At 63.8% G+C, this 19235-nt stretch carries 18 protein-coding genes; 7 read left to right on the top strand and 11 right to left on the bottom strand.

Annotated features, from left to right (window positions below; all coding sequences use genetic code 11):
* Nucleotides 1-79: 79 nt before the first annotated feature.
* Together EPN33_07710 and EPN33_07705 are read right to left on the bottom strand one after the other, a co-directional pair.
* On the bottom strand, nucleotides 80-1126 hold the full coding sequence (locus tag EPN33_07710; protein TAN22806.1) for a YncE family protein: 1047 nt from the start codon (nucleotides 1124-1126) through the stop codon (nucleotides 80-82).
* 59 nt (nucleotides 1127-1185) lie between these two features.
* Nucleotides 1186-2187: a YncE family protein gene (locus tag EPN33_07705; GenBank protein ID TAN22805.1), complete on the bottom strand. Its 1002-nt coding sequence runs from the start codon at nucleotides 2185-2187 to the stop codon at nucleotides 1186-1188.
* A gap of 105 nt (nucleotides 2188-2292) precedes the next feature.
* Between EPN33_07705 and EPN33_07700 the strand changes: the two genes are divergently transcribed.
* Both EPN33_07700 and EPN33_07695 read left to right on the top strand, forming a co-directional pair.
* Nucleotides 2293-3225, top strand: coding sequence for an EamA family transporter (locus EPN33_07700; protein ID TAN22804.1), 933 nt, complete (start codon nucleotides 2293-2295; stop codon nucleotides 3223-3225).
* Between the two features lie 10 nt (nucleotides 3226-3235).
* Nucleotides 3236-4954, top strand: coding sequence for a M20/M25/M40 family metallo-hydrolase (locus EPN33_07695; GenBank protein TAN22803.1), 1719 nt, complete (start codon nucleotides 3236-3238; stop codon nucleotides 4952-4954).
* Here the strand turns inward: EPN33_07695 and EPN33_07690 are convergent.
* The 9 genes from EPN33_07690 to EPN33_07650 form a co-directional block, all read right to left on the bottom strand.
* Nucleotides 4951-5355 carry a PIN domain-containing protein gene (locus EPN33_07690; protein ID TAN22802.1) on the bottom strand — a complete coding sequence of 135 codons (405 nt, stop codon included), beginning with the start codon at nucleotides 5353-5355 and terminating at the stop codon, nucleotides 4951-4953. The genes EPN33_07695 and EPN33_07690 overlap by 4 nt on opposite strands.
* Complete coding sequence (locus EPN33_07685) at nucleotides 5345-5650, bottom strand: AbrB/MazE/SpoVT family DNA-binding domain-containing protein (protein ID TAN22801.1); 306 nt, start codon at nucleotides 5648-5650, stop codon at nucleotides 5345-5347. The genes EPN33_07690 and EPN33_07685 overlap by 11 nt, the downstream gene beginning before the upstream one ends.
* A 61-nt stretch (nucleotides 5651-5711) precedes the next feature.
* Complete coding sequence (locus EPN33_07680) at nucleotides 5712-6188, bottom strand: PIN domain-containing protein (GenBank protein ID TAN22800.1); 477 nt, start codon at nucleotides 6186-6188, stop codon at nucleotides 5712-5714.
* On the bottom strand, nucleotides 6146-6379 hold the full coding sequence (locus EPN33_07675) for a hypothetical protein (GenBank protein TAN22799.1): 234 nt from the start codon (nucleotides 6377-6379) through the stop codon (nucleotides 6146-6148). The genes EPN33_07680 and EPN33_07675 overlap by 43 nt, the downstream gene beginning before the upstream one ends.
* Nucleotides 6380-6421: 42 nt before the next feature.
* On the bottom strand, nucleotides 6422-8725 hold the full coding sequence (locus tag EPN33_07670) for a TonB-dependent receptor (GenBank protein ID TAN22798.1): 2304 nt from the start codon (nucleotides 8723-8725) through the stop codon (nucleotides 6422-6424).
* The gene (locus EPN33_07665; GenBank protein ID TAN22797.1) at nucleotides 8722-10614 is read right to left on the bottom strand and encodes a pyrroloquinoline quinone-dependent dehydrogenase; all 1893 of its coding nucleotides are present in this window, start codon (nucleotides 10612-10614) and stop codon (nucleotides 8722-8724) included. Before EPN33_07665 ends, EPN33_07670 begins: the two co-directional genes overlap by 4 nt.
* Before the next feature lie 55 nt (nucleotides 10615-10669).
* Nucleotides 10670-11353 carry a response regulator transcription factor gene (locus EPN33_07660; protein TAN22796.1) on the bottom strand — a complete coding sequence of 228 codons (684 nt, stop codon included), beginning with the start codon at nucleotides 11351-11353 and terminating at the stop codon, nucleotides 10670-10672.
* Entirely contained in the window at nucleotides 11350-12522 is a 1173-nt protein-coding gene (locus tag EPN33_07655) for a hypothetical protein (GenBank protein ID TAN22795.1), read from the bottom strand. Before EPN33_07655 ends, EPN33_07660 begins: the two co-directional genes overlap by 4 nt.
* A gap of 6 nt (nucleotides 12523-12528) precedes the next feature.
* The gene (locus EPN33_07650; GenBank protein ID TAN22794.1) at nucleotides 12529-13548 is read right to left on the bottom strand and encodes a tetratricopeptide repeat protein; all 1020 of its coding nucleotides are present in this window, start codon (nucleotides 13546-13548) and stop codon (nucleotides 12529-12531) included.
* A 63-nt stretch (nucleotides 13549-13611) separates the two neighbouring features.
* Between EPN33_07650 and EPN33_07645 the strand changes: the two genes are divergently transcribed.
* The 5 genes from EPN33_07645 to EPN33_07625 are packed head-to-tail and all read left to right on the top strand — an operon-like array spanning nucleotide 13612 to nucleotide 19059.
* Nucleotides 13612-14295: a response regulator transcription factor gene (locus EPN33_07645; GenBank protein TAN22793.1), complete on the top strand. Its 684-nt coding sequence runs from the start codon at nucleotides 13612-13614 to the stop codon at nucleotides 14293-14295.
* Nucleotides 14292-15863: a HAMP domain-containing protein gene (locus EPN33_07640; protein ID TAN22792.1), complete on the top strand. Its 1572-nt coding sequence runs from the start codon at nucleotides 14292-14294 to the stop codon at nucleotides 15861-15863. The genes EPN33_07645 and EPN33_07640 overlap by 4 nt, the downstream gene beginning before the upstream one ends.
* A complete protein-coding gene (locus tag EPN33_07635) occupies nucleotides 15671-16648 on the top strand; it encodes an MBL fold metallo-hydrolase (protein ID TAN22791.1) in 978 nt (325 codons plus the stop codon). Before EPN33_07640 ends, EPN33_07635 begins: the two co-directional genes overlap by 193 nt.
* On the top strand, nucleotides 16645-17844 hold the full coding sequence (locus EPN33_07630; protein TAN22790.1) for an aminotransferase class I/II-fold pyridoxal phosphate-dependent enzyme: 1200 nt from the start codon (nucleotides 16645-16647) through the stop codon (nucleotides 17842-17844). The genes EPN33_07635 and EPN33_07630 overlap by 4 nt, the downstream gene beginning before the upstream one ends.
* 48 nt (nucleotides 17845-17892) lie before the next feature.
* Nucleotides 17893-19059 (top strand): alcohol dehydrogenase, encoded by a 1167-nt coding sequence (locus EPN33_07625; GenBank protein TAN22789.1) that lies wholly within the window; start codon nucleotides 17893-17895, stop codon nucleotides 19057-19059.
* Nucleotides 19060-19235 lie beyond the last annotated feature (176 nt).

Here is a 19235-nt window from a genome sequence, read left to right as displayed (position 1 = left end):
GGCACCCGGCAGAGCTTCGCTCAGCCGCCCGCTATGGCCGGGCCGGGGGCCCATTTGCCCCAGCCCGGCTGCCACTTTCTTAGTGATTCGCGACTACGATGAGCGCGAAGCTGCCGGGCACCATGTGCCGCCGGTAGCGCGGCGCGCCCGGCTTGCGGGGTTCGAACTTGGCGGCCACGGTGTAGAGCTTGCCGGTTTGGCTATCTACTTCCATGGTGCGCGCGCTGCGGGCGGTCGGCACATTGCCGAGGACGGTGTAATGATCCGGACTGTCTTCGTGGATCACCGTCATGGTGCCATCTTCGCCGTTGGAGCTGAAAACGAGCTTGGTTTTGGGATCGAAGCGCGTGGCATCAACGCCACCGCCGATAGGCAGCGTGGCGACCACTTTGCCGGTATCGGCGTTCATGACCGCGAGCATGTTATTGTCGCAGCCGACAAACAGGCGGCGGCTCGTGCGGTCCATGGACAGGCCGGAGGGTCCCTTGCAGGGCGCCAGCGGCCAGACGTGCATGACCTTCAGTGTGCGCGAGTTGATCTCAACCTCCTGGCTGGACGACTCGAGGTTGTCGTAGACGTGCCCGCGGCCGTCAGCGGCGGCAAATTCCGCCGCCCGCGACGGCAGCAGAATCGAACCTGCGACCGTGCCCGTTTTTGCATCCACCGCCGCGGCATGGCTGTCGTGGTTGAAATAGAAAATGCGGTCACTGGCCGGATCGTAGATGACCCCATCGGGCCGTACGATCGGCAGCGGAATGGTTTTGATCACCTTCAGGGTGGTCAGGTTGAACTCGGTGGTGTCGTTGCCGGCACCGTTGCTGGTAAAACCATGATTGTCGCGGTCGCTGATGCCGACGCCGTGCGTGCCCTTCAGTCCGGTTACTTCCCCGACGACCGCGTCGGTATCTGCGTTCAGGACAATCTCTTTGTCGCCGGTCGAGACGTACAGCCGGTGGCGCGCATTGTCGATATCCATGTAATCCCAGCCACGGTTATTGTTCAGCTTGACGGTCTTGACGACGTGATAGCCTTCGGGCTGGCTCGATCCTTGAGCGCCTTGCGCGCTCACGACCAGCGTGAGCGCCAGCATGCCCACGGCAATTCCCAACCAACGTAATTGTTTCATGCACACTTCTCCTTTTATGTTCGAATGACACAACAGAGCTTTATGGTACAAAGTTTCTGTTAGTGATTCCAATAAACGAGAAGGTGAAATGAGCCCGTGATCATAGTGCCGCGGCGCTGGCCGGGAGCCGGCGGTTGGAACTGGGCGGAGACGGTGAAGAGCTTGTGGGTCTCCGGATCGATTTCCATGGTGCGAGCCCCTTGCTGGGTAGGAATGGTGCCCAGGAGGGAATATTGGTTGGGGTTGTCTTCGTGGATCACCGTGATGGTGCCGCCATCGCCGCCGCTGGAGGCGAAGACGCGGCTGAACTTCTCATCGAAGCGCACGGCGTCGACGCCCGGCCCGATGGGTAGCGTGGTGACGACCTTGCCGGTTTCGGCATTGACTACCGCCAGCATCTGGTTGTGGCAGCCGATGAACAGGCGTTGGTGATAGGTGTCCATGGCCATGCCGGAGGGATGCTCGCAAGGCGCGAGCGGCCAGGCGTTCATCAGCTTCAGCGTTTTGGAGTTGATTTCGACGACCTGGCTGGAATCCTCCAGGTTGTCGAAGACATGGCCGTGGCCGTCGGCGGCGGCAAATTCGGCATCCTTGCTGGGCAGGGCTACGGTGCCGACGACCTTGCCGGAGCTGGCATCCACGGCCGCTGCCTGACCGTCATGATTGAAGTAGAAGATGCGGTTGGTGGCGGGATCGTGGATGAGGCCGTCGGGGTGCTGAATGGGCAGGGGAATGGTCTTGAGGATTTTGAAGGTTTGGGCGTTGAATTCGGTGGAATCGTTGCTGCCGCCGTTGGAGGTGAAGCCGTTTTCGTCACCGTGGCTGATGGCCACGCCGTGGGTGCCGTTGAGCGGACCGATGGTGCCTTCGAGATCGTAGGTGTCGGCATTGATGACGATGATCTGATTGCCGGCCGAGATGTAGATTTGGCGGTCTTCCTGGTTGCGGCCAAGGTAGTCCCACCAGCCGCCAGTGTTGGGCAGGGACAACGTCTTGACCAGCCGGTAATTGGCCGGATGCGCCGATCCCTGCGCTCCCGCGAACGCGGACAACGCGGTCATTATTGATATGCAGGCTGCTGCGCACCACGCACGCTTCATTTCATCTCCTTGGTGACTTCGGATTTCAGTTTACAGTTTACCGTTCACAGTTTACAGTTCTGACGCATGTCCCGCCGCCTTCCCAGTGCCAGCATCCTGGCCAGTTTCGCCATTATTTACATTTTTTGGGGCGGAACGTTTCTGGCCATCAAGATCGGCGACCGCTCGCTGCCGCCGGAGGTGCTGGCGGCGCTGCGGTTTCTGGCCGCAGGCGCGATTCTCTATGCCTGGGGCTGGGCACGCGGCTGGCCGCATCCGCGGCTGCGCGAATGGCGCGCGGTGGCGGTGGTAACCGTGTTCATGTTCCCCATTGGCTACGGCATTCAGTTCTGGGCCGAAACGCGCGTGCCTTCGGGCGTGACGGCGGTGATTGTGGCGCTGGTGCCGCTCTGGGTGGCGGCGCTGGAGATCTGGGGCTTTCGCAGCGACCCGGCTTCGGCCAAAGTGCTGGGCGGGTGCCTGCTGGGCCTGGCCGGCATGGGCGTGCTGATGGCGGGCGGCGGCGCGCGGGCGCATCTGCCGCTGTGGCCGGTACTGGCGTTGGTGGTGGCGGCGTTTGCCTGGAGCCTGGGAACCGTGCTCATTCCCCGGCTGGCGATGCCCCGTTCTGCCGGCATGAGCGCGGCGGCGCAGATGCTGCTGGGTGGCGTGATGCTGGCCGGCCTGGCGGCGGGCGCGGGCGAGTTGCATGGCCTGGACTGGGCGGCGGCGTTTACACCGGCCGCGTTCTGGTCGCTGGCGTACCTGGTGCTGCTGGGGTCGGTCGTGGCCTATGGCGTTTTCGTCTGGCTGCTGACGCGGGTGGCGGCGGTGCGGGTAGCGACCTATGCGCTGGTGAATCCCGTGGTGGCGCTGTTTTTGGGCTGGGGATGGGGCGGGGAAGCGCTGACCGCGGCCAGTCTTGCCGGCTCGGTCATAATCCTGGGCGCGCTGGCGCTGGTGCTGTCGCGTCGCTCACAACCGGAAGTGACTGTTGCTACAATGACTCCGCAAGAGTGAGGAAAATATTATGCGCATGATCCGTCTGCTGGTCGCCGTTCTCGCTGCTGGCCTGATGCTGCCCGCCGCCGCGCAACAGTTGACGCAGGCGCAGGTGGATGGGCAGGCGCGCGCGCTCGAAACGCCGGCCAACTCGAAGATCATGTGGATCATGCACGAGCTGGCCGATGTCTATGGTCCGCGGTTGACCGGTGGTCCGAATCTACTGCGGGCCGATCGGTGGGTAGTTCGGACCACGACCTCCTGGGGCATGAAGAACGCGCATCTGGAGCCGTATCCGTTCGTGCCCGAGCGATTGCATCACGCCGTGCCCGGATGGGCCAACCGGCTGCTGCAGGCCAATGCCATCGCGCCTTTCCAGGACCAGCTCGTGGTGCGGTCGCTGCACTGGACGCCGGGCACGCCCGGTCCGGTTACCGCGCAAGCGGTGCTGATTCCCGATCCGCCCGGGTTGTCGCGCGGCAGCTTCGAGAACGGCCGGTTTTTGCCGGCGCCGCAACCGACGCAGGCCGAGTTGGACGCCTATTTTGCCAAGTATGCCCCGGTGGTGCGCGACAAGATCGTGCTGGTGGGCGAATACAAGATGGTGCCGGTGAGCTTTACGCCCTGGGAGCTGCGCCGCAGCGACACGCAATGGGACTGCATGCTGGGCGTGCTCGCGCCGGATACGGCCGCCTGCAAACCTTATCAGCGCCCCCGCTTCCGGCGCTTTCCGCAGCCGGCGCCGCAGGCGGGTCGGCTCAACTACCGCGAGGTGAGCGCGCAGCTTGATGCCTTCCTGCTGAAAAACGGAGTGAAGGTGCGCATCAACGACGCCCATAAGGCGCACGGCGTCATCGTGGCCTACAACAACCCCAGCTACGATATCTCAACCGCTGTGCCCACCGTGGTGATGCAGTCGGATAGCTACGGCCGCATCTCGCGTCTGTTGGGCGATGACATTCCCGTGACGCTGCGTTTTGACATCCGCAATGTGACCTATCCGGAGGGCCGGCGTTTCAACGACGTGGTCGCGGAGATTCCGGGAACCGATCTCAAGGCTCAGGTGGTGATGCTGGGCGGCCATCTGGACTCGTGGAACAACGCCACCGGCGCCACCGACAATGCCGCCGGCAGCGCCATGATGCTGGAAGCGGCGCGGATTCTGCTGGCCATGCACGCCCATCCGCGGCGCACCATTCGCGTGGCGCTGTGGGGCGGGGAAGAGGAGGGCCTACTGGGCTCGCTCGCCTACGTGGATGCGCACTTCGGCAGCTTCGAGCACCCGACGCCGGAGTACAAGAACCTGGTGGCCTATCTGAACATTGACGACGGCACCAGCAAACCGCGCGGGGCGCGCGTGTTTGGGCCGCCTGCCGCGGCTGCATTTTTCCGGCAGACGCTGGCGCCGTTTCACGATTGGGGCTTTATGGGCGCCGTCGCTGATTCCAGCCGGCGCACCGGCGGGACGGATTCGACTTCGTTCAATCAGGCCGGGTTGCCGGGCGTGAACTTCGAGCAGGACCCGATCGAGTACCAGCCCTACTCCTGGCACACCAACCTCGACACCTATGAGCGCCTGGTGCCGCAGGACCTGCGCGAAGGCGCCGCCGAAATCGCCGCGGCGGCGTATGCGCTGGCCATGGCGCCCGAGCCGCTGCCGCGCTTCGAAGCCGCCAAGATGCCGAAGCCGCCGAAGCCGGTGGACCCGAGCCCGCAGGCGGCGCTGCGCAGCGGGCAAAAAAATTAGCGGAAGAGCTCGATCGCAACGGGGGGCTGCAGCCGCGCGGCAACACTGAGCCAGGCAGTGTCGGCGGTGAGCGCTGTTCGGCCGAGGGCGCGCGCCAGCGTGAGGCAGGCGCGGTCACCCAGCGAAATGCCCGCGGTCCAGGCCAGGGGACTCAGGTCCAGGCCGGCCCAGACGAGATCGTCTGTCCACGGCTCGACCGTGAGCGGCAGCGCCCGCAGGCTGTGCTGGACTTCGACTGCTGAGCTACCGCGGCGGAGCAACACTGTGGCGGCCTCAACCAAATTCACGCTGGAAATTGCCGCGCCTGCCATGCGGCGGCGGACTTCATCTGCCCCCGGCTCTTCCCACATAAGGGCGATGACGGCGGAGCAGTCAAACACGTAGCCAGCCTCAGCCGCCATACTCGAGTTTGGCTTGTTCGTGCCGCTCGCGGATCAGCTCTTCGGATAGCAATTCGCCGGGTTTGTGGAATTGGCGGAAGTAGGCTTGCGCGTCGGCAATGATGGCGTCGAGGGAACGGATGGTCACGTGCTTGCCGTCAGCGGCGCGAAGCACCACGTCCGTTCCGGGCGCCAGGCCAAGTTCTTTGCGAAGGGCCGCGGGGATGAGGACGCGCCCGGCGCTATCCACCTTAGTGTGAAAGCGGCGCTGATCCTCCTCGGGTTGACGGCTTTTGCCCTGCTTGGGTGCTGCCATGACCTCAGGGTGGCATGATCTGACAGATTTTACAACTCTGACAGATTCGATCTCCCTGCACTCAGACTGTGGCGAAGGGGTTGCGGAGTTCGAGGCCGCGGAAGCGGGCGAAGTCGCGGTCGCCGCTGAGGAGTTCAGTCACGCCATGCTCGAGGCAGAGGGTCCAGATGTGGGCGTCGTGGATGAGATTGCCCGAGGCAGCGGACTGCTCGATTACGGCAGCGAGGGTGGCAGCATGGCGCGGAGTTTCGGAAAGGAGCATGAGGCTCGGCGAGGCGAGGAGAGCCTGCACGATGCGCCAGGCGACCACAGGGCGCAGGCGCCAGCGAGGAACTGCCGGATGAGTAGCGACGCGCAGAAATTCATAAACACAGGGCCAGGGCAAGGCCCAGGGAGCGGCTCCCTCGACTAAGGTCCGGAGCTCTTCCCGAGCGCACGCGTGGAACCCGCTTGCGGAATCGTGGGCGTAAATGAGGATGTTGGTATCGACTGCGGTCACTTGCCTTCCATGGCGCGGAACAAGGAGTTGCGGTCGCAGATGTCGACGCCGGGCTGCGGGGTCAGATCAAAGGTCTCCGGTTCCCAGTGGAATGGCTTCGCGGGCTTGGCATGCAGTGCCTGCCGTAGCAAGTGGTTGACTTCGGCTTGCAACGAAGAACCCTTTTTTGCGGCGCGCAGCTTGACTTCACGGAGCACGACGTCATCGATAGCGAGGGTCGTACGTTTCATACACGAAAGTGTAGCATGCAACGCACTTTGATGCGCAGCCGGTCACTCGGCGCCCCAGGTGAGGCGGAGGCCGGCGGTGACGGTGCGGGGGGCGTTGAGGACGGCATCGGGAGTAAGCTCGACCGCGTAGCGGCGGTTCCAGAGATTGGTCGCGGCAAGGTAGGGCGACCAGCGGCCGAAGGTGCGGCTGGCGAAGGCGTCGGTGGTCCAGAAGGAGGGCAGGACGAATTGGTTGCGATCGTTGTCGAAGCTGCGGCCGCCGAAGCGTTCCGTGGCGGAAAGCGTCCAGCCGCGCCAGTTGACCAGGGCGTGGGAGGAGAACGCGTTTTGCGGCACGTGGACGGCGGCGAGACCGACGAGGTTGGTCTGTGCGGCGCTCAGCACACGGGCGGCAATGTGGGTGTATCCGGCCCAGAAGGCGAGCGCGGCGCGTGGACGCCATTGCGCGCCGAGCGTTGCGCCACGCGGGCGGACGCGGCCAAGGTTTTGCCGCTGACGGGTGATCAAAGCAAAATCAGCGTTGGTGTATCCAGCATGGAGCAGGGGCGTGCGACTTTTTGAGATGTCAAAGTCGCAGGCGGTTCGGTCCGCCGGGCCACAGCGATGCTGATTTTGCTTCAGCGCGGATGTGGCGCTGAGGGTGACGCTGGTGACCAGATTGCTGACCGTGCCATCGAAGTAGGTCGCGTGCAGCGAGAGGCTGTGGGTGAGCTGGGCGACTACACCCGCCTGCGCGCCGCGATAACGCTCGGCGGCGAGCAGAGGGTTGGCTTCGGTGACGACGTTGCCGACGCGGAAGGGACGATAAAGCTCGTTGAGCGTGGGCGCGCGGAAGGATTCGTAGCCGGAGAGGCGCAGCGAAAGCCAGGAGCGCGCCTGCCAGACAGTGCCGAGGCTAGGACTCCAGGCGGTTTCGCTGCGATCGGGAAACGGCGTGAGACCGGTGGGGGTGTTCTGGGAGGCATCGTAGTCGGACCAGCCGTCGCGGCGCAGGGTGGCCGTCCAGGACCAGCGCGGGCGCGGCGTCCAGGTGGCTTCGGCGAAACCGCCGCCAAGACGCTGGCGTCCATTTTCCTGGCGCGCGGCGCGGTCGGCGTACCGAGGCGTGGTCTCATTGTCGACAGCGGTGACGTGGGTGTAGGAGCCTCCGGCGACGACGCTCCAGTCCGATCCGGCCTGCGACCAATCGAGCGCCGCGCCTTGGGCGAGGGAGGGGACCTGCTGCTGCAGGACGAGTTTTTCGAAGTTGCGATCGGGAGTGATGGACGAGAAGGTGGAATCGAAATCTTCCGATTGCGTGAAGGCGCTGCCGTTCCAGACGCCGTGATTGTCAATGATGCCGCGCAGGGCGAGCTGGCGCAGGCGCGTGCCGTTGACTTCGAGCATGGTGCCGTTGCGGCGATTTTCGGCGAAGTACTCCGAGGAGAGGCGGAAGAGCGCGTGGGGCGAGGCGGTCCAGGCGAGGACGGGCTGCCAGTCCTGGGCGGCCACGCCGGCATTGCGGTCCACGGCGCCGGGATTGGCCGCAGGTACGTAGCCGCCGACGCGGATACCACGGCCGCGCACGGCGAGGGCGAGCTTCGAGCCCACCACGGCGGCGGCGCCATCGGCGAGTGCGGTGCCCAGCCCGCCGCCGCCGGTGCGCAGGTCGAGATGGGTTGCCGATGCGGTGCGGGTCTGCAGGCCGATGACGCCGGAGAGGGCGTCGTTGCCATAGAGCGCCGAAGCACCGCCGGAGACGACACTGATGGAGGCCAGATCTTCATCGGGCACGCGCAGCCAATCGACCCAGCCGCCGTAGAAATCGTTAAGCGGCAAGCCGTCGAGCAGCACCAGGGCGCGGCTGGCGCCGCTGGTGCCGGTGCCCAGCAGCGAGACGCCCTGAGTGGTGGGGTGGGCGCTCAGCGAGCCGGATTCGCGGAAGGTATCGAGGTCGGTGAACTGGCGCAGCAGCGCATCCACGTTGGGCGGAGCAGCGGCTTGCAAGCGCGCCCGTCCCATGACGACAGTTTGGAGCGGAACCGCGGCCACGGATTGATTGCGCGCGGTCGCCGTCACGGTCACCGACTCGGTCATGGGCGCGGGATGCAGCAGGATGCGCAGTGGCTGTGCTCCGGCGGTTACGGTTGTGGCGGCGTAGCCGGGGGCGGTCACGACCAGCGTGGTGCCCTCGCCCACGGCCAGGGCGAAGCGCCCTTGCGCGCCGGTGCGTGTGTGCGCGGTACCTGCGGTGACGCTCGCGCCGGCAACCGGCAGGCCATTACCCGCTACCACAATACCGGTGGTGCGGGCGGCCTGCGCGGTCAGCGCGAGTGCAAAAGCAGCGAAGAGTGCAGCTAATCTCACCGCTTCAGAGTAGCCGAGGGCAATGCATAGGCGATGACGCTGTCGCCCAGCTTGGTGTGCAGTTTGCCGTGGCCGCCGGCGCAGATGACCACATACTGGCGGCCATCGAGCATAAAGGTCATGGGCGTGGCGTTGCCGCCGGCAGGCAACGCGGTCTGCCAGACGGACTTGCCGGTGGCGGAGTCGTAGGCGTGGAGGGTGTCATCCATAGCGGCGGCGGTGAAGACAAGGCCGCCCGCGGTGACGATGGGGCCGCCGAGGTTGGGCGAGCCAGTGTGCATTCCGGGGATGAGCGTGCCGAGAGGGACGCGCCAGGCGAGCTTGCCGGTGTACAGATCCTCGGCGACGACCATGCCCCAAGGCGGCTGATTGCACGGAACCTTACCTTGCCAAAGCAGGAAACCGCGGACCATGCCGTAGGGCGTTTGGCTTTGGCGGCCGAAGTCACTGTAAATGCGGTTGTGCAGGCCGTGATTGGCTTTGACGTATTCGGCGCGAGGGATCAGGCGCGCATAGGCGATGAGGTTATTGACATCGGCAATGTAGAGATGGCGGACGGGATCGTAGGCGGCGCTACCCCAGTTCACACCACCAACGTTGCCGGGCTCATAGAGCGAGCCTTCGAGACTCGGGGGAGTGTAGATGCCTTGATTGCGCACGCCCTGGAGGCGGGCTTCGCACCAGGCGCGATCCGCCGCGTTGATGGCGAAAATCGTTTTTGGGGTGAGCGGGGTTTGCGGCGCGAGTGGCGGGAGAGCGGAAAACGGCTGCGTGGACGAGGTCTGCTCGCCGGGCACATTGCTTTGCGGGACCGGGTGCTCGGTGACCGGGGTCAGCGGTTTGCCGGTGAGGCGGTTGAGCACGAAGACGTTGCCTGTCTTGTTGGTGACGGCAATCGCCGGCGTGCCATCCTTCCAGGTAAACAGCAGCGGCTCGGCGGCGACATCGTAGTCCCAGAGATCATGATGGGTGAGCTGAAAGGCCCAGATTTTTTTGCCGTCCGATGCACGGAGGGCGACGACGGAGTCAGCATCGGCATCATTGCCCAGGCGTTTGCCGCCGTAGTAGTCGGGGCTGGGGCTGGTACTGGGGACGAAAACGAGGCCATGGGCGGGATCGGCGGCAATGGTGCTCCAGGCGTTGGCCGCGCCGGTGCGGGGGTGCTGGTGCAGTGCCCAGGGGAGCGGGTCCCAGCTCCAGAGGAGTTTGCCGGTGCGGACGTCGTAGCCGCGGACCACGCCCAGCGCCAGCGTGACGGCACGGTTGTCACCCATGGAGGAGCCGACAACCACGCGGTTGCCAATGACGGTGGGCGCGGAGGTGATTTGATACTGGCCGGGATTGACAACCTGCACGCCTTGCGTGAGGTTCACCGCGCCGTCCGTGCCGAAATCGACGCAGGCTTTACCGGTACGCGCATCGAGGGCGATGAGACGGGCGTCGAGGGTGCCGATAAAGATGCGTTCGGAACAGGCGCCGTGGCCGGAGCCCTGCCAGAACGCGACGCCCCGCGAGGACATTTCGGAATAGTCGAGGTGAGAGAGATGAGGGTCGAAGCTCCAGATCTGCCTGCCGGAGCGGGCGTCGATGGCGAAGACCCAATCGAGCGGTGTGGAAAGGTACAGCACGCCGTGATGCAGGATGGGCGTGGCCTCGAACGCAGCCTTGGACTTCACGAATGCCTGCGCATTGGGATCGAGCTGGGCGACGCGCGCCAGCTCGCCGGTGTGAAACGTCCAGGCCACTTGGAGATGGGTGACGTTGGCCGGCGTGATCTGTTTGGCGGACGAGTAGCGGGTGCCGGCGACGGTGCCGCCGTAGGCGGGCCACCCTGCGGCTTGTGCCAGCGCGGTCAGCGAGAACAACAGGCAAGCGAGTAGGGTTCGCATAGGTTGATGATTACGGGAATAACGCCCGGGAGTTGGCCTTTTGGGACAGACAGGCTCAGGCTTGGGACGAACGAGGCCGGTAGCGGCGAGTCCAGACGTGCTCACTGCCGTCAACGAGGCGAATGCACGCTTCTCCGTGGCCGCGGGTGCGGGTTTCCGCGATAGCGGACTGGCGGACCAGGACCGAGCGGTTAATGCGGAAGAAAGTTTCGGCGCTGAGGCGCGCTGCGAAGGCATCGAGCGTGGTGCGGGTGAGGAGGGTTTTACCTTCGGTATGGATTTCGACGTAGTTGCGCGCGGCCTGGGCCCAGTCGAGCGCGTCGAGGGGGATGAAGACACGGCGATTGCCTAAATCGACCTCGAGGCGCTGGGGAGTGGCGGCGACGCGCTCGCGGGCGTGGGCGATTACGTCGTTAAGGCGGGCCTGATCGTAGGGTTTGAGCAGGTAGTCGCAGGCGTGGAGCTCGAACGCCTGCAGTGCGTGCTCGGCATGGGCAGTGACGAAAACGATTTGCGTGGGCTTGGGCGTAGCGCGGGCGACCTCGAGGCCGTTGAGACCGGGCATATCGATGTCCAGCAACGCGAGATCGGGACAGAGCGAAGCCAGTGCCTGGAGGGCGGCAGGCCCGTCAGGCGCTTCGCCGACCAGATCGACGCCGCCGAGGGCGGCGAGCATGCGGACGAGCTTGCGCCGCGCGGGCGCTTCATCCTCGGCGACCAGCACGCGTAGAGACTTCATGCAGACAGGGGCAGGAGCATGCGCACGGCAAAGCCGCCGCCAGGCTCAGGGCCGAAGCGAAAAGTATGAGCCGGGCCATAGGTTTGCTGCAGCCGCTGGGTGGTGCTGGAAAGGCCCAGGCCATGGCCAGCGGCGGCGGCGGCGGCGCGGGCCGAGTTGGATACCTCCAGCGCGAGGCGGCCGTGGTCGATGGAGGCGCGAACGAGGATTTGGCCGCCGCCGTGACGGACGGCGTTCTCCACGAGAGGTTGCAAGAGGAATTGCGGCACGCTGCTGGCCTCCGCCGCCGGTTCGACCTCGTAGCGAACGGCTAAGCCATGCTCGAAGCGGGCTTGCATGATTTCGGTGTAGAGGCGGCAGGTTTCAATCTCGTGGGCGAGGCTGACTTCACCAGAGCCTTCGGTTGGCGCCTCGAGCGTATGCCGCAGCAGCGCGCTCAGACGAGTGAGCATGGCATCGGCGCGGTCCACATCTTCGTACATGGCGGCAGAGATGGTGTTGAGGGTGTTGAAGAGAAAGTGCGGTTGCAGGCGCAGGCGCAGTTGCTCCAGTTGGGCCTGCGCCAGCTTTTCGCGCAACTCGGCGGAGACCAGCTCGCGCCGGCGGTTCTCACGGTAGAGATCGAACAGGCAAACGGCGCCCACCATGGTGAGGTAGATCGAAATCTGGTTGGCGAACTCCATCAGGTAGCGGAGTCCAAGCTCGCCGTTTTGGTAGGGGCCCATTCCCAGAATCGGCGACAACAGGTCGCGCGATTGCAGCATGAGGGTGGTGAACACCGCGCCGAAAAACGGCAGCGCGAGGAAGTAGACCGCCAGCGATTTGCGCCAACGGTGGCGGATCGTTGATGGGCGCGGGGCCTGGCGTGGCTGCGCCCGTAAACGACGCACTGTGTCGTTTACCCCGGCTTGACGCTCGGCCGGGCCGGGGGCCCCAGGATCCTCAGCGCGGCCCTCGCGTAGGGGCCAGCGCCGCACCATCCAGACCACGGCAAGGAACAGCAGCGCGGCGGTATAGGCGCCGGTGAATTCTTCCAGCGCGCGCACGCCAGCGGTTCCGGTGACGCCGCTTTTCAGATCATCCAGGTAGTGATAGAAGAAGCTCAACGTGCCGATCAGCGTGAAGGCTGCGAAGCCGGCGATCCATCGCGCTTGCGCCCAGCGCCGCATTCCGCCTTAGCTCCCGCTTTGGCTGAGGCTGGCCAGAAGTTTGCGTGCGTCGGCCGCGGTGGCCTGCTCGGGTTCGGGCGGGACTGCCAGGTAGCGAGCGAGCAATTGCTTCGCCCAGGCGAAGTTCTGGCCGGTATCCGCCAGCGCCTGCGCCGTGAGGAAATCGCCGAGCCGGCTGTCGGGATGCTGCTGCTGCGCGGTCTGGAGCACCGCCTGGGCCTGTTGCGACTGTCCCAGCCGCACCAGATCGGCGGCGTGATAGGCGCCATAAAAGGCCGAGGCGGGATCCAGTTTCCAAGCCCGGTCGAGCAAGCCGGCAGCGGCGGAGTAGTCTCCCTGTTGGTACAGGGCCTTGCCCAGTGCGAACAACGCTTGAGGATCATTCGGGTACTCCTGCGCGGCGGCACGATATTCGGCGAGGGCTTCCTGCGACTTGCCTTGGGAAGTGAATATCGAAGCGCGCGCCAGGTGGCCATCCACGGGATCAATTCGGCTTAGCACCGCGGCGTGCTTGAGAGCGTCTCCGCTGCCGCCGCCAAGAGAAGCCGGAACCGCGAGATCAAACCGGATCCAGCCCCACTGAACGTCGCCCATATGGGGGTCCAGTTGCTCCGCTTTTTGCAATTGCTTCTTGATGGCGTGCAATTTGAGCAGAGCGCGAAACTGACTGAGTGTTTCGGCATGACGCGCGAGGGCCTCGAAGCGGTACAAATGGCAACTGGCGCAGGCCTGGTCGAGCTTCAGCGCTTTATCCGTCAGCGCACGTGCCGCTTGCAAATTCCCGAACCGCGCCTCAATGTGGCCCAGATAGGCGAGCAGAGGCGCGTTACTCTGATTGCCGGCATCGTTGGTGGCCGTCTGCAAGAGAGATCGTGCCTGTTTCAGCCGCCCCCAGTCTACCAACCGCTCCGCTTGTGCCAACGTCGAGGTCTGCGCTGTGGGGTGGTTCGCCGCCCATGCTGCTAATCCCAGAACCAACACCGCTACAGCCACTCGCAGCCACCCTGTTCGTTCACCCTTTCGCATCTGGGTTGATTCTATACTGAGAACAGCGAAGCTGAGGGTTTCGGCTCAGGTTCAGGCAAGGCGATGCGCATTTTGCTGGTCGAGGACGAGCACAAGGTTGCTCAGTTCATCAAACGCGGGCTCCAACAGGAACAGTTTGCTGTCGATCTAGCGTCGGATGGCGAGGAGGGCCTGTTTCTGGCCGAGAGCAACGTCTACGACCTGATCATTTTGGATCTGATGTTGCCCAAAGTGAGCGGCTTCTCGGTGCTGGCGACGGTGCGGAAGAAAAACCCGAATGTCCCGATTTTGATTCTTACAGCCAGGGCCTCGGTGGAAGACCGGGTGCGCGGCCTGGAGATCGGGAGTGATGACTATCTCATTAAACCCTTTGCTTTCGCGGAGTTACGAGCTCGGGTGTGGGCTCTATTGCGGCGCGAGTGGCGGGAACTGAAGCTGCAACTCCAGGTGGCGGACCTGGTGCTCGACCCCGTCAAGCACAAGGCCTGGCGTGCGAATAGTGACTTGGAGCTGTCACCCAAGGAGTTTATGCTTCTTGAGTACCTCATGCGCAACGCCAACCAGGTGGTCACGCGGACCATGATTGCCGAGCACGTCTGGGATGCCAGCTTTGACAGCTTCACCAACGTGATCGACGTCTACATCAGCTTTTTGCGCAACAAGATTGATAAGGATCGCAACCAGAAGCTGCTGCACAGCGTACGCGGCGTGGGTTATATGCTCAAGGACGAGGTAGCGCCGGCATGAAGTGGAGGCATCTGCGGCTGGCGCGCCGGTTGATCTGGCGCCCGAGTTCCACGCGTGGCCAGCTTACGTTCCAATACACCGTAGTGTTCAGCCTGCTGCTGTTCCTCGCCGCCGGTCTGCTGTACTTCACGCTCAACTGGATTCTGTTCTGGAACGTGGACAACGAACTCCAGAACGAGGCCGCGCTCGTCAAGCAATATATCCACTTCGATCAGGGCAAGCCGGTGTTCGATGCCGGAGCCGCGAGCGAGAGCCAGAGCTACGATCCGCGCACGATTTTTAATGTCTCGGAGATTCTGAATAATGAGGGCATTCCGGTCAAGTCTTCGCCGGAGCTGACCGCGTTCGGTTACTCAGTCGAGCCCGGCGTGCTCAAATCGCTGCTGGCCATGAAGCCGCCGCCGGCGTTCACCACGGAAGGCCGGCGTGACGAACAGATGCGCTTCATCAACACGGTGCTGCGCGGCCCGGCCGATCACCGCTACCTGATGCGCATCGGCACGCGCCTCAAGCCCATCAACGATGCCCAGGACACGTTTTTGTGGGTCATGTTGATGCTGTTGCCGGTTACCGTGGTGTTTAGCGCCATCTTCGGTTCGGTGATGGCGAAGCGCACGCTGAAGCCGGTGACGGACATGACGCACGCGGCGCGGGCGATCTCGGCCTCCAACCTGAGCCGGCGGCTGCCCACGCGCGGGCGCCGCGACGAGCTGGATGAGCTGGCCGAGACCTTCAACGCCATGATTGCACGCTTGCAGCAATCCTTCGCTAAAATGAACGAGTTCGCCGCGAACGTGAGTCACGAGCTACGCACGCCCTTGCAGGCCATGCAGGGGGAGACGGAGCTGGCATTGATTGCGCGCGCGCCGCTGGGGGAATGCCGCCGCGTGCTGGAGAGCAATTTGGAGGAGATTGAACGGCTGAATCGGATGATTCGTAATCTGCTGGTGCTGGCGCAAGCCGATGCCGGCGAGATGCGGCCGCGGCTGGAGGCGATGGACTTGAACGAACTGGTGCGCGATCTGGTGGAGCAGATGCGCGCAGTGGCGCAGGCGCGCAACGTCGACCTGCGCGCCGAAACTTCCAATCCCGTGCCGCTGCGGGCGGATAGTCTGCGGCTGCGGCAGATGGTGCTGAACCTCATCGATAACGCCGTAAAATACACGCCGCCGGGTGGCCGCATAGAAGTGCGCGTCGAGCGCGCGGCGCTAGCGCATGGGCGTAGTGAAGCGCGGCTGCTGGTGCGCGACACCGGCATCGGCATCGCCGCCGAGGATCTGCCCTTTATTTTTGACCGCTTCTATCGCGCCGATAAGTCGCGCACGCGCAGCGCTGCGGGCGTCGAAGGCTGCGGGCTGGGACTGCCGATCGTGAAATGGGTGGCCGAAACCCACGGCGGATCGGTGGAAGTCTCCAGCCATCCCAATCAGGGAAGCAGCTTTGTGGTGCACCTGCCACTGGCGCCGGTGCTGGCGAAAACGAAAACCACGCAACGGAGTCCGGAGGCCGACCCGCGGGAGGCCGGCACTGCCGCGAAAGGCGGCGCGAGCCGCGTAGGGGTGGCATGAGCAATACTCGCTGGCAGGTGCGCGTGCTGGTGCCAGGCTTGCCCTTACAAGCCTGCTCGGTGCTGCTCAGCAGTGTCACCGAAAACGGCGACAAACCCCGGCAAATCATCGTCGACACCTGCTTTCCGCAGCATGACACCTTGTTGCTCGACGGCTTGCAGCGCCTGCGCGTGGACAAGTCGGATATCACCGGCATCATCAATACGCACTATCATCTCGATCATTGCGGCGGCAATTTCCTGTTTCCGCAGGCGTGGGTCTATGGGTCCAAGCTCGATTTCGACTGGGCGATCTCGATCTACGAAAGTGTCAGCGGCGGAGAAACGCGGCGCGATGTCTTCCGCACGTTTTATCCGGAAGCCACCGACGAAGAATTTGATCACATGGACGAGGCGCGCGTACTACAATTGCTGACCTGGATGTGGGATCCAGCGATTATGGGCGATCATGGCCGCTATCGCTGGTGGGAAGACGGCGATCTTGATATCGATGGTCTGCGCATTCTCGCCACCCCGGGCCACTCCCCCGGCCACATTTCGGTGCACGTCCACGGCGCGGAAGGTCCTTACCTGATCGCCGGTGATGCGCGAGCCTTTGCCGACGAGATTGCGGTAGGTTACGACATGCCGCCCCACAATCGGGAACTCTTCCAGCGCTCGCGTCAACATCTCGATCACTTTAGCGGGGTGGTTATCCCCGGCCACGATGATCCGTTTACCCAAAACCATAACTTGTCCGCCTCCGCCCGTAGGTCGGCCAGGCCTCTGGAGAAAAAACATTCATGAGTACCAAAGCCGTCGTGCCGGCCTCGCGCCGGGGTGTGTCGCATCGCGTCGAAGGCTTCACTGAAAGTGTTATCCGCGAGATGACCCGCCTGGCGATGGAGCACAACGCAGTCAATCTGGCACAGGGATTTCCCGACTTTCCCGCGCCGGACTTCATCAAGGACGCCGCCATTCAGGCGATCCGCGACAACATTAACCAGTACGCCGTCACTTGGGGCGATCCGCTGCTGCGGAAGGCGATTGCCGCCAAATATCAGCGCTGGTACGGCATGGACGTGGGCGATCAGCATGTCACCGTCTGTTGCGGTTCGACCGAGGCGATGATTTCGACGCTGATCGCGGTGCTCAATCCCGGAGATGAAACGGTCATCTTCGAACCCTATTATGAGAACTACGGCCCCGATTCGATTTTGAGCGGCGCCGTGCCGCGCTTTGTAACGCTGCGGCCCTCGGGCGATAGCTGGAGCTTCGACCGCGGCGAGCTGGCCGCGGCCTTCAACGCCAAAACCCGCGCCATTATTCTGAACTCGCCCAACAATCCCACGGGCAAGGTTTTTAGCCGCGAGGAGCTGGAGTTCATCCGCGATTTGTGCGTCGAGTGGGACTGCCTGGCGATCACCGATGAAATTTACGAGCACATCATCTATGATGGCCGTCCGCATATTCCGCTGGCTACGCTGCCCGGCATGGAAGATCGCGCGATCACAGTCAGCGGTATTTCCAAAACCTTCAGCGTCACCGGCTGGCGCGTGGGTTGGGTGCTGTCGCCCGAGCGGCTGGCGGGAGGCATTCGCAAGGTGCATGACTTTCTGACCGTCGGCGCCCCGGCGCCGCTGCAAATCGGCGCCGCACATGCGCTCAATCAGGGCGATGAGTATTGCCGCAATCTCGCCGCCGATTACACCGCCCGCCGCGCCCGCTTCGTGCCCGCCCTGCAGGCGGCCGGCCTGCGCTGTGGCCTGCCGGAAGGCGCCTATTACGTCATGTGCGATGTGTCGCCCTTCCGCGACCGCTGCCCGGGCGAAGAATTTGCCCGCTGGATGGTTCGGGCCGTGGGTTTGGCCACGGTGCCCGGCTCCAGCTTTTATCACGACGCAAAATTGGGAGCGGATCAAATCCGCTTCTGCTTCTCCAAGGTCGACGCCACACTCGATGCCGCGGTGCGCCGCCTGCAATTCCTCCAGTCGGCCAAGTGACGACTGATAAACTGAAAAACTGAAATACTGAAATACTAAGAAACTTCTATGAAAGCTGCCATCATTTCGGCGGAGTGGTCTCCGCGTCCCGATTACGCTGTCACCCCCGAGGAAAACCGCACCCATATGGCCCGCGTGGGCAGCTCCTGCTGGAAGCACCCCTCCGCCGCCGTGGCTACGTTGCCCGACCCCACGCCGGGTCCCGACGACGTCATCCTCAAAGTCGCCGCTGCCGGTTTGTGCGGCAGCGATTTGCATTTCTTCGAGACCGACGGCGACGGCTACATGCAGTACCCGGGCATGGCGCGCTTTCCCAGCGTGCCCGGTCACGAAGTGTCGGGTGAAGTCGTTGCTACCGGCGCCGGCGTGAAATACCTCAAGCCGGGCGATCTGGTCTGCCTCGACGATATGGTCTGCTGCCACAAGTGCGAGGCCTGCCGGCGCGGATTTCCGAATCAGTGCGAAAACCTGGATGATGTTGGTTTCACGATGAACGGGGGTTGCGCCGAGCTGCTGAAGGTGCCGGAGAGCAACTGCTGGAAGATCAACCACCTTGTCGCCCGCTTCGGCTCCAAGGCAAAGACACTGGAAGCCGGCGCGGTGATTGAGCCGTTCACGGTTGGTTACAACGCGCTGTTTGAGTGCGCGGCGCGCATCAAGCCCGGCGCTTACGCGACGGTGTTTGGCGCAGGCTCGATCGGCTTAGCGGTGATTCAGCTTCTGCGCGCCACCGGCGCCACCAAGGTACTGTGCTTTGAGCGCAATCCTGGCCGCCGCGCGCTGGCCACGAAGGTGGGCGCCCATGCCGTTCATGATGCCAATGCCGATCCGGCGGCCACAGCGGCTATCGTGATGGCAGCCACCGAAGGTGCAGGTGCTGACGTGCAGGTCGAGTGTGCCGGCGCCTTCAACTCCAGCCTGCCGGCGATGGAAGCCTGTGCCGCCAATGGCAGTCAGGTCGTCGTGATCGGACGCGACCCCGCGCGCGTGCCGGTGTTTCTCGAATCGTATCAGGTCAAAAAAGCCAACATCGTTGGCGCCATGGGCAACACCGGCCACGGCACTTATCCTAATGTGCTGCGCATGATGGCCGCCGGGCTGCTCGACCCGACCCTTTTCATTACTGACCGCTTTCCGCTCGACGACTTCAATGGCGCCCTGAAAACAGCGCAAAGCCGCCAGGGCGGCAAAGTGCTGCTCAAGATTGGCGGCTAGGGTTCGCGGTGGGCGCGGAGCGGGTCGACGCGAGCGGCGAGTGCGCCGCTTGTTTTGCTGGGGCAGGTAGACTGCTAAAGCAGTTTTAGCGTTGGTGTACCCTGTTCCGGCGGAGCGCGTGCGGCTTTTCCTGATGTCAAAGCCGCATGCGATATGGTTGACACGGGCTATAGCGA

Source organism: Acidobacteriota bacterium (genome assembly GCA_004299485.1).
In the GTDB taxonomy this organism is placed as follows: Bacteria; Acidobacteriota; Terriglobia; order Terriglobales; family SCQP01; genus SCQP01.
This window is presented reverse-complemented; position numbering and strand designations above follow the sequence as displayed.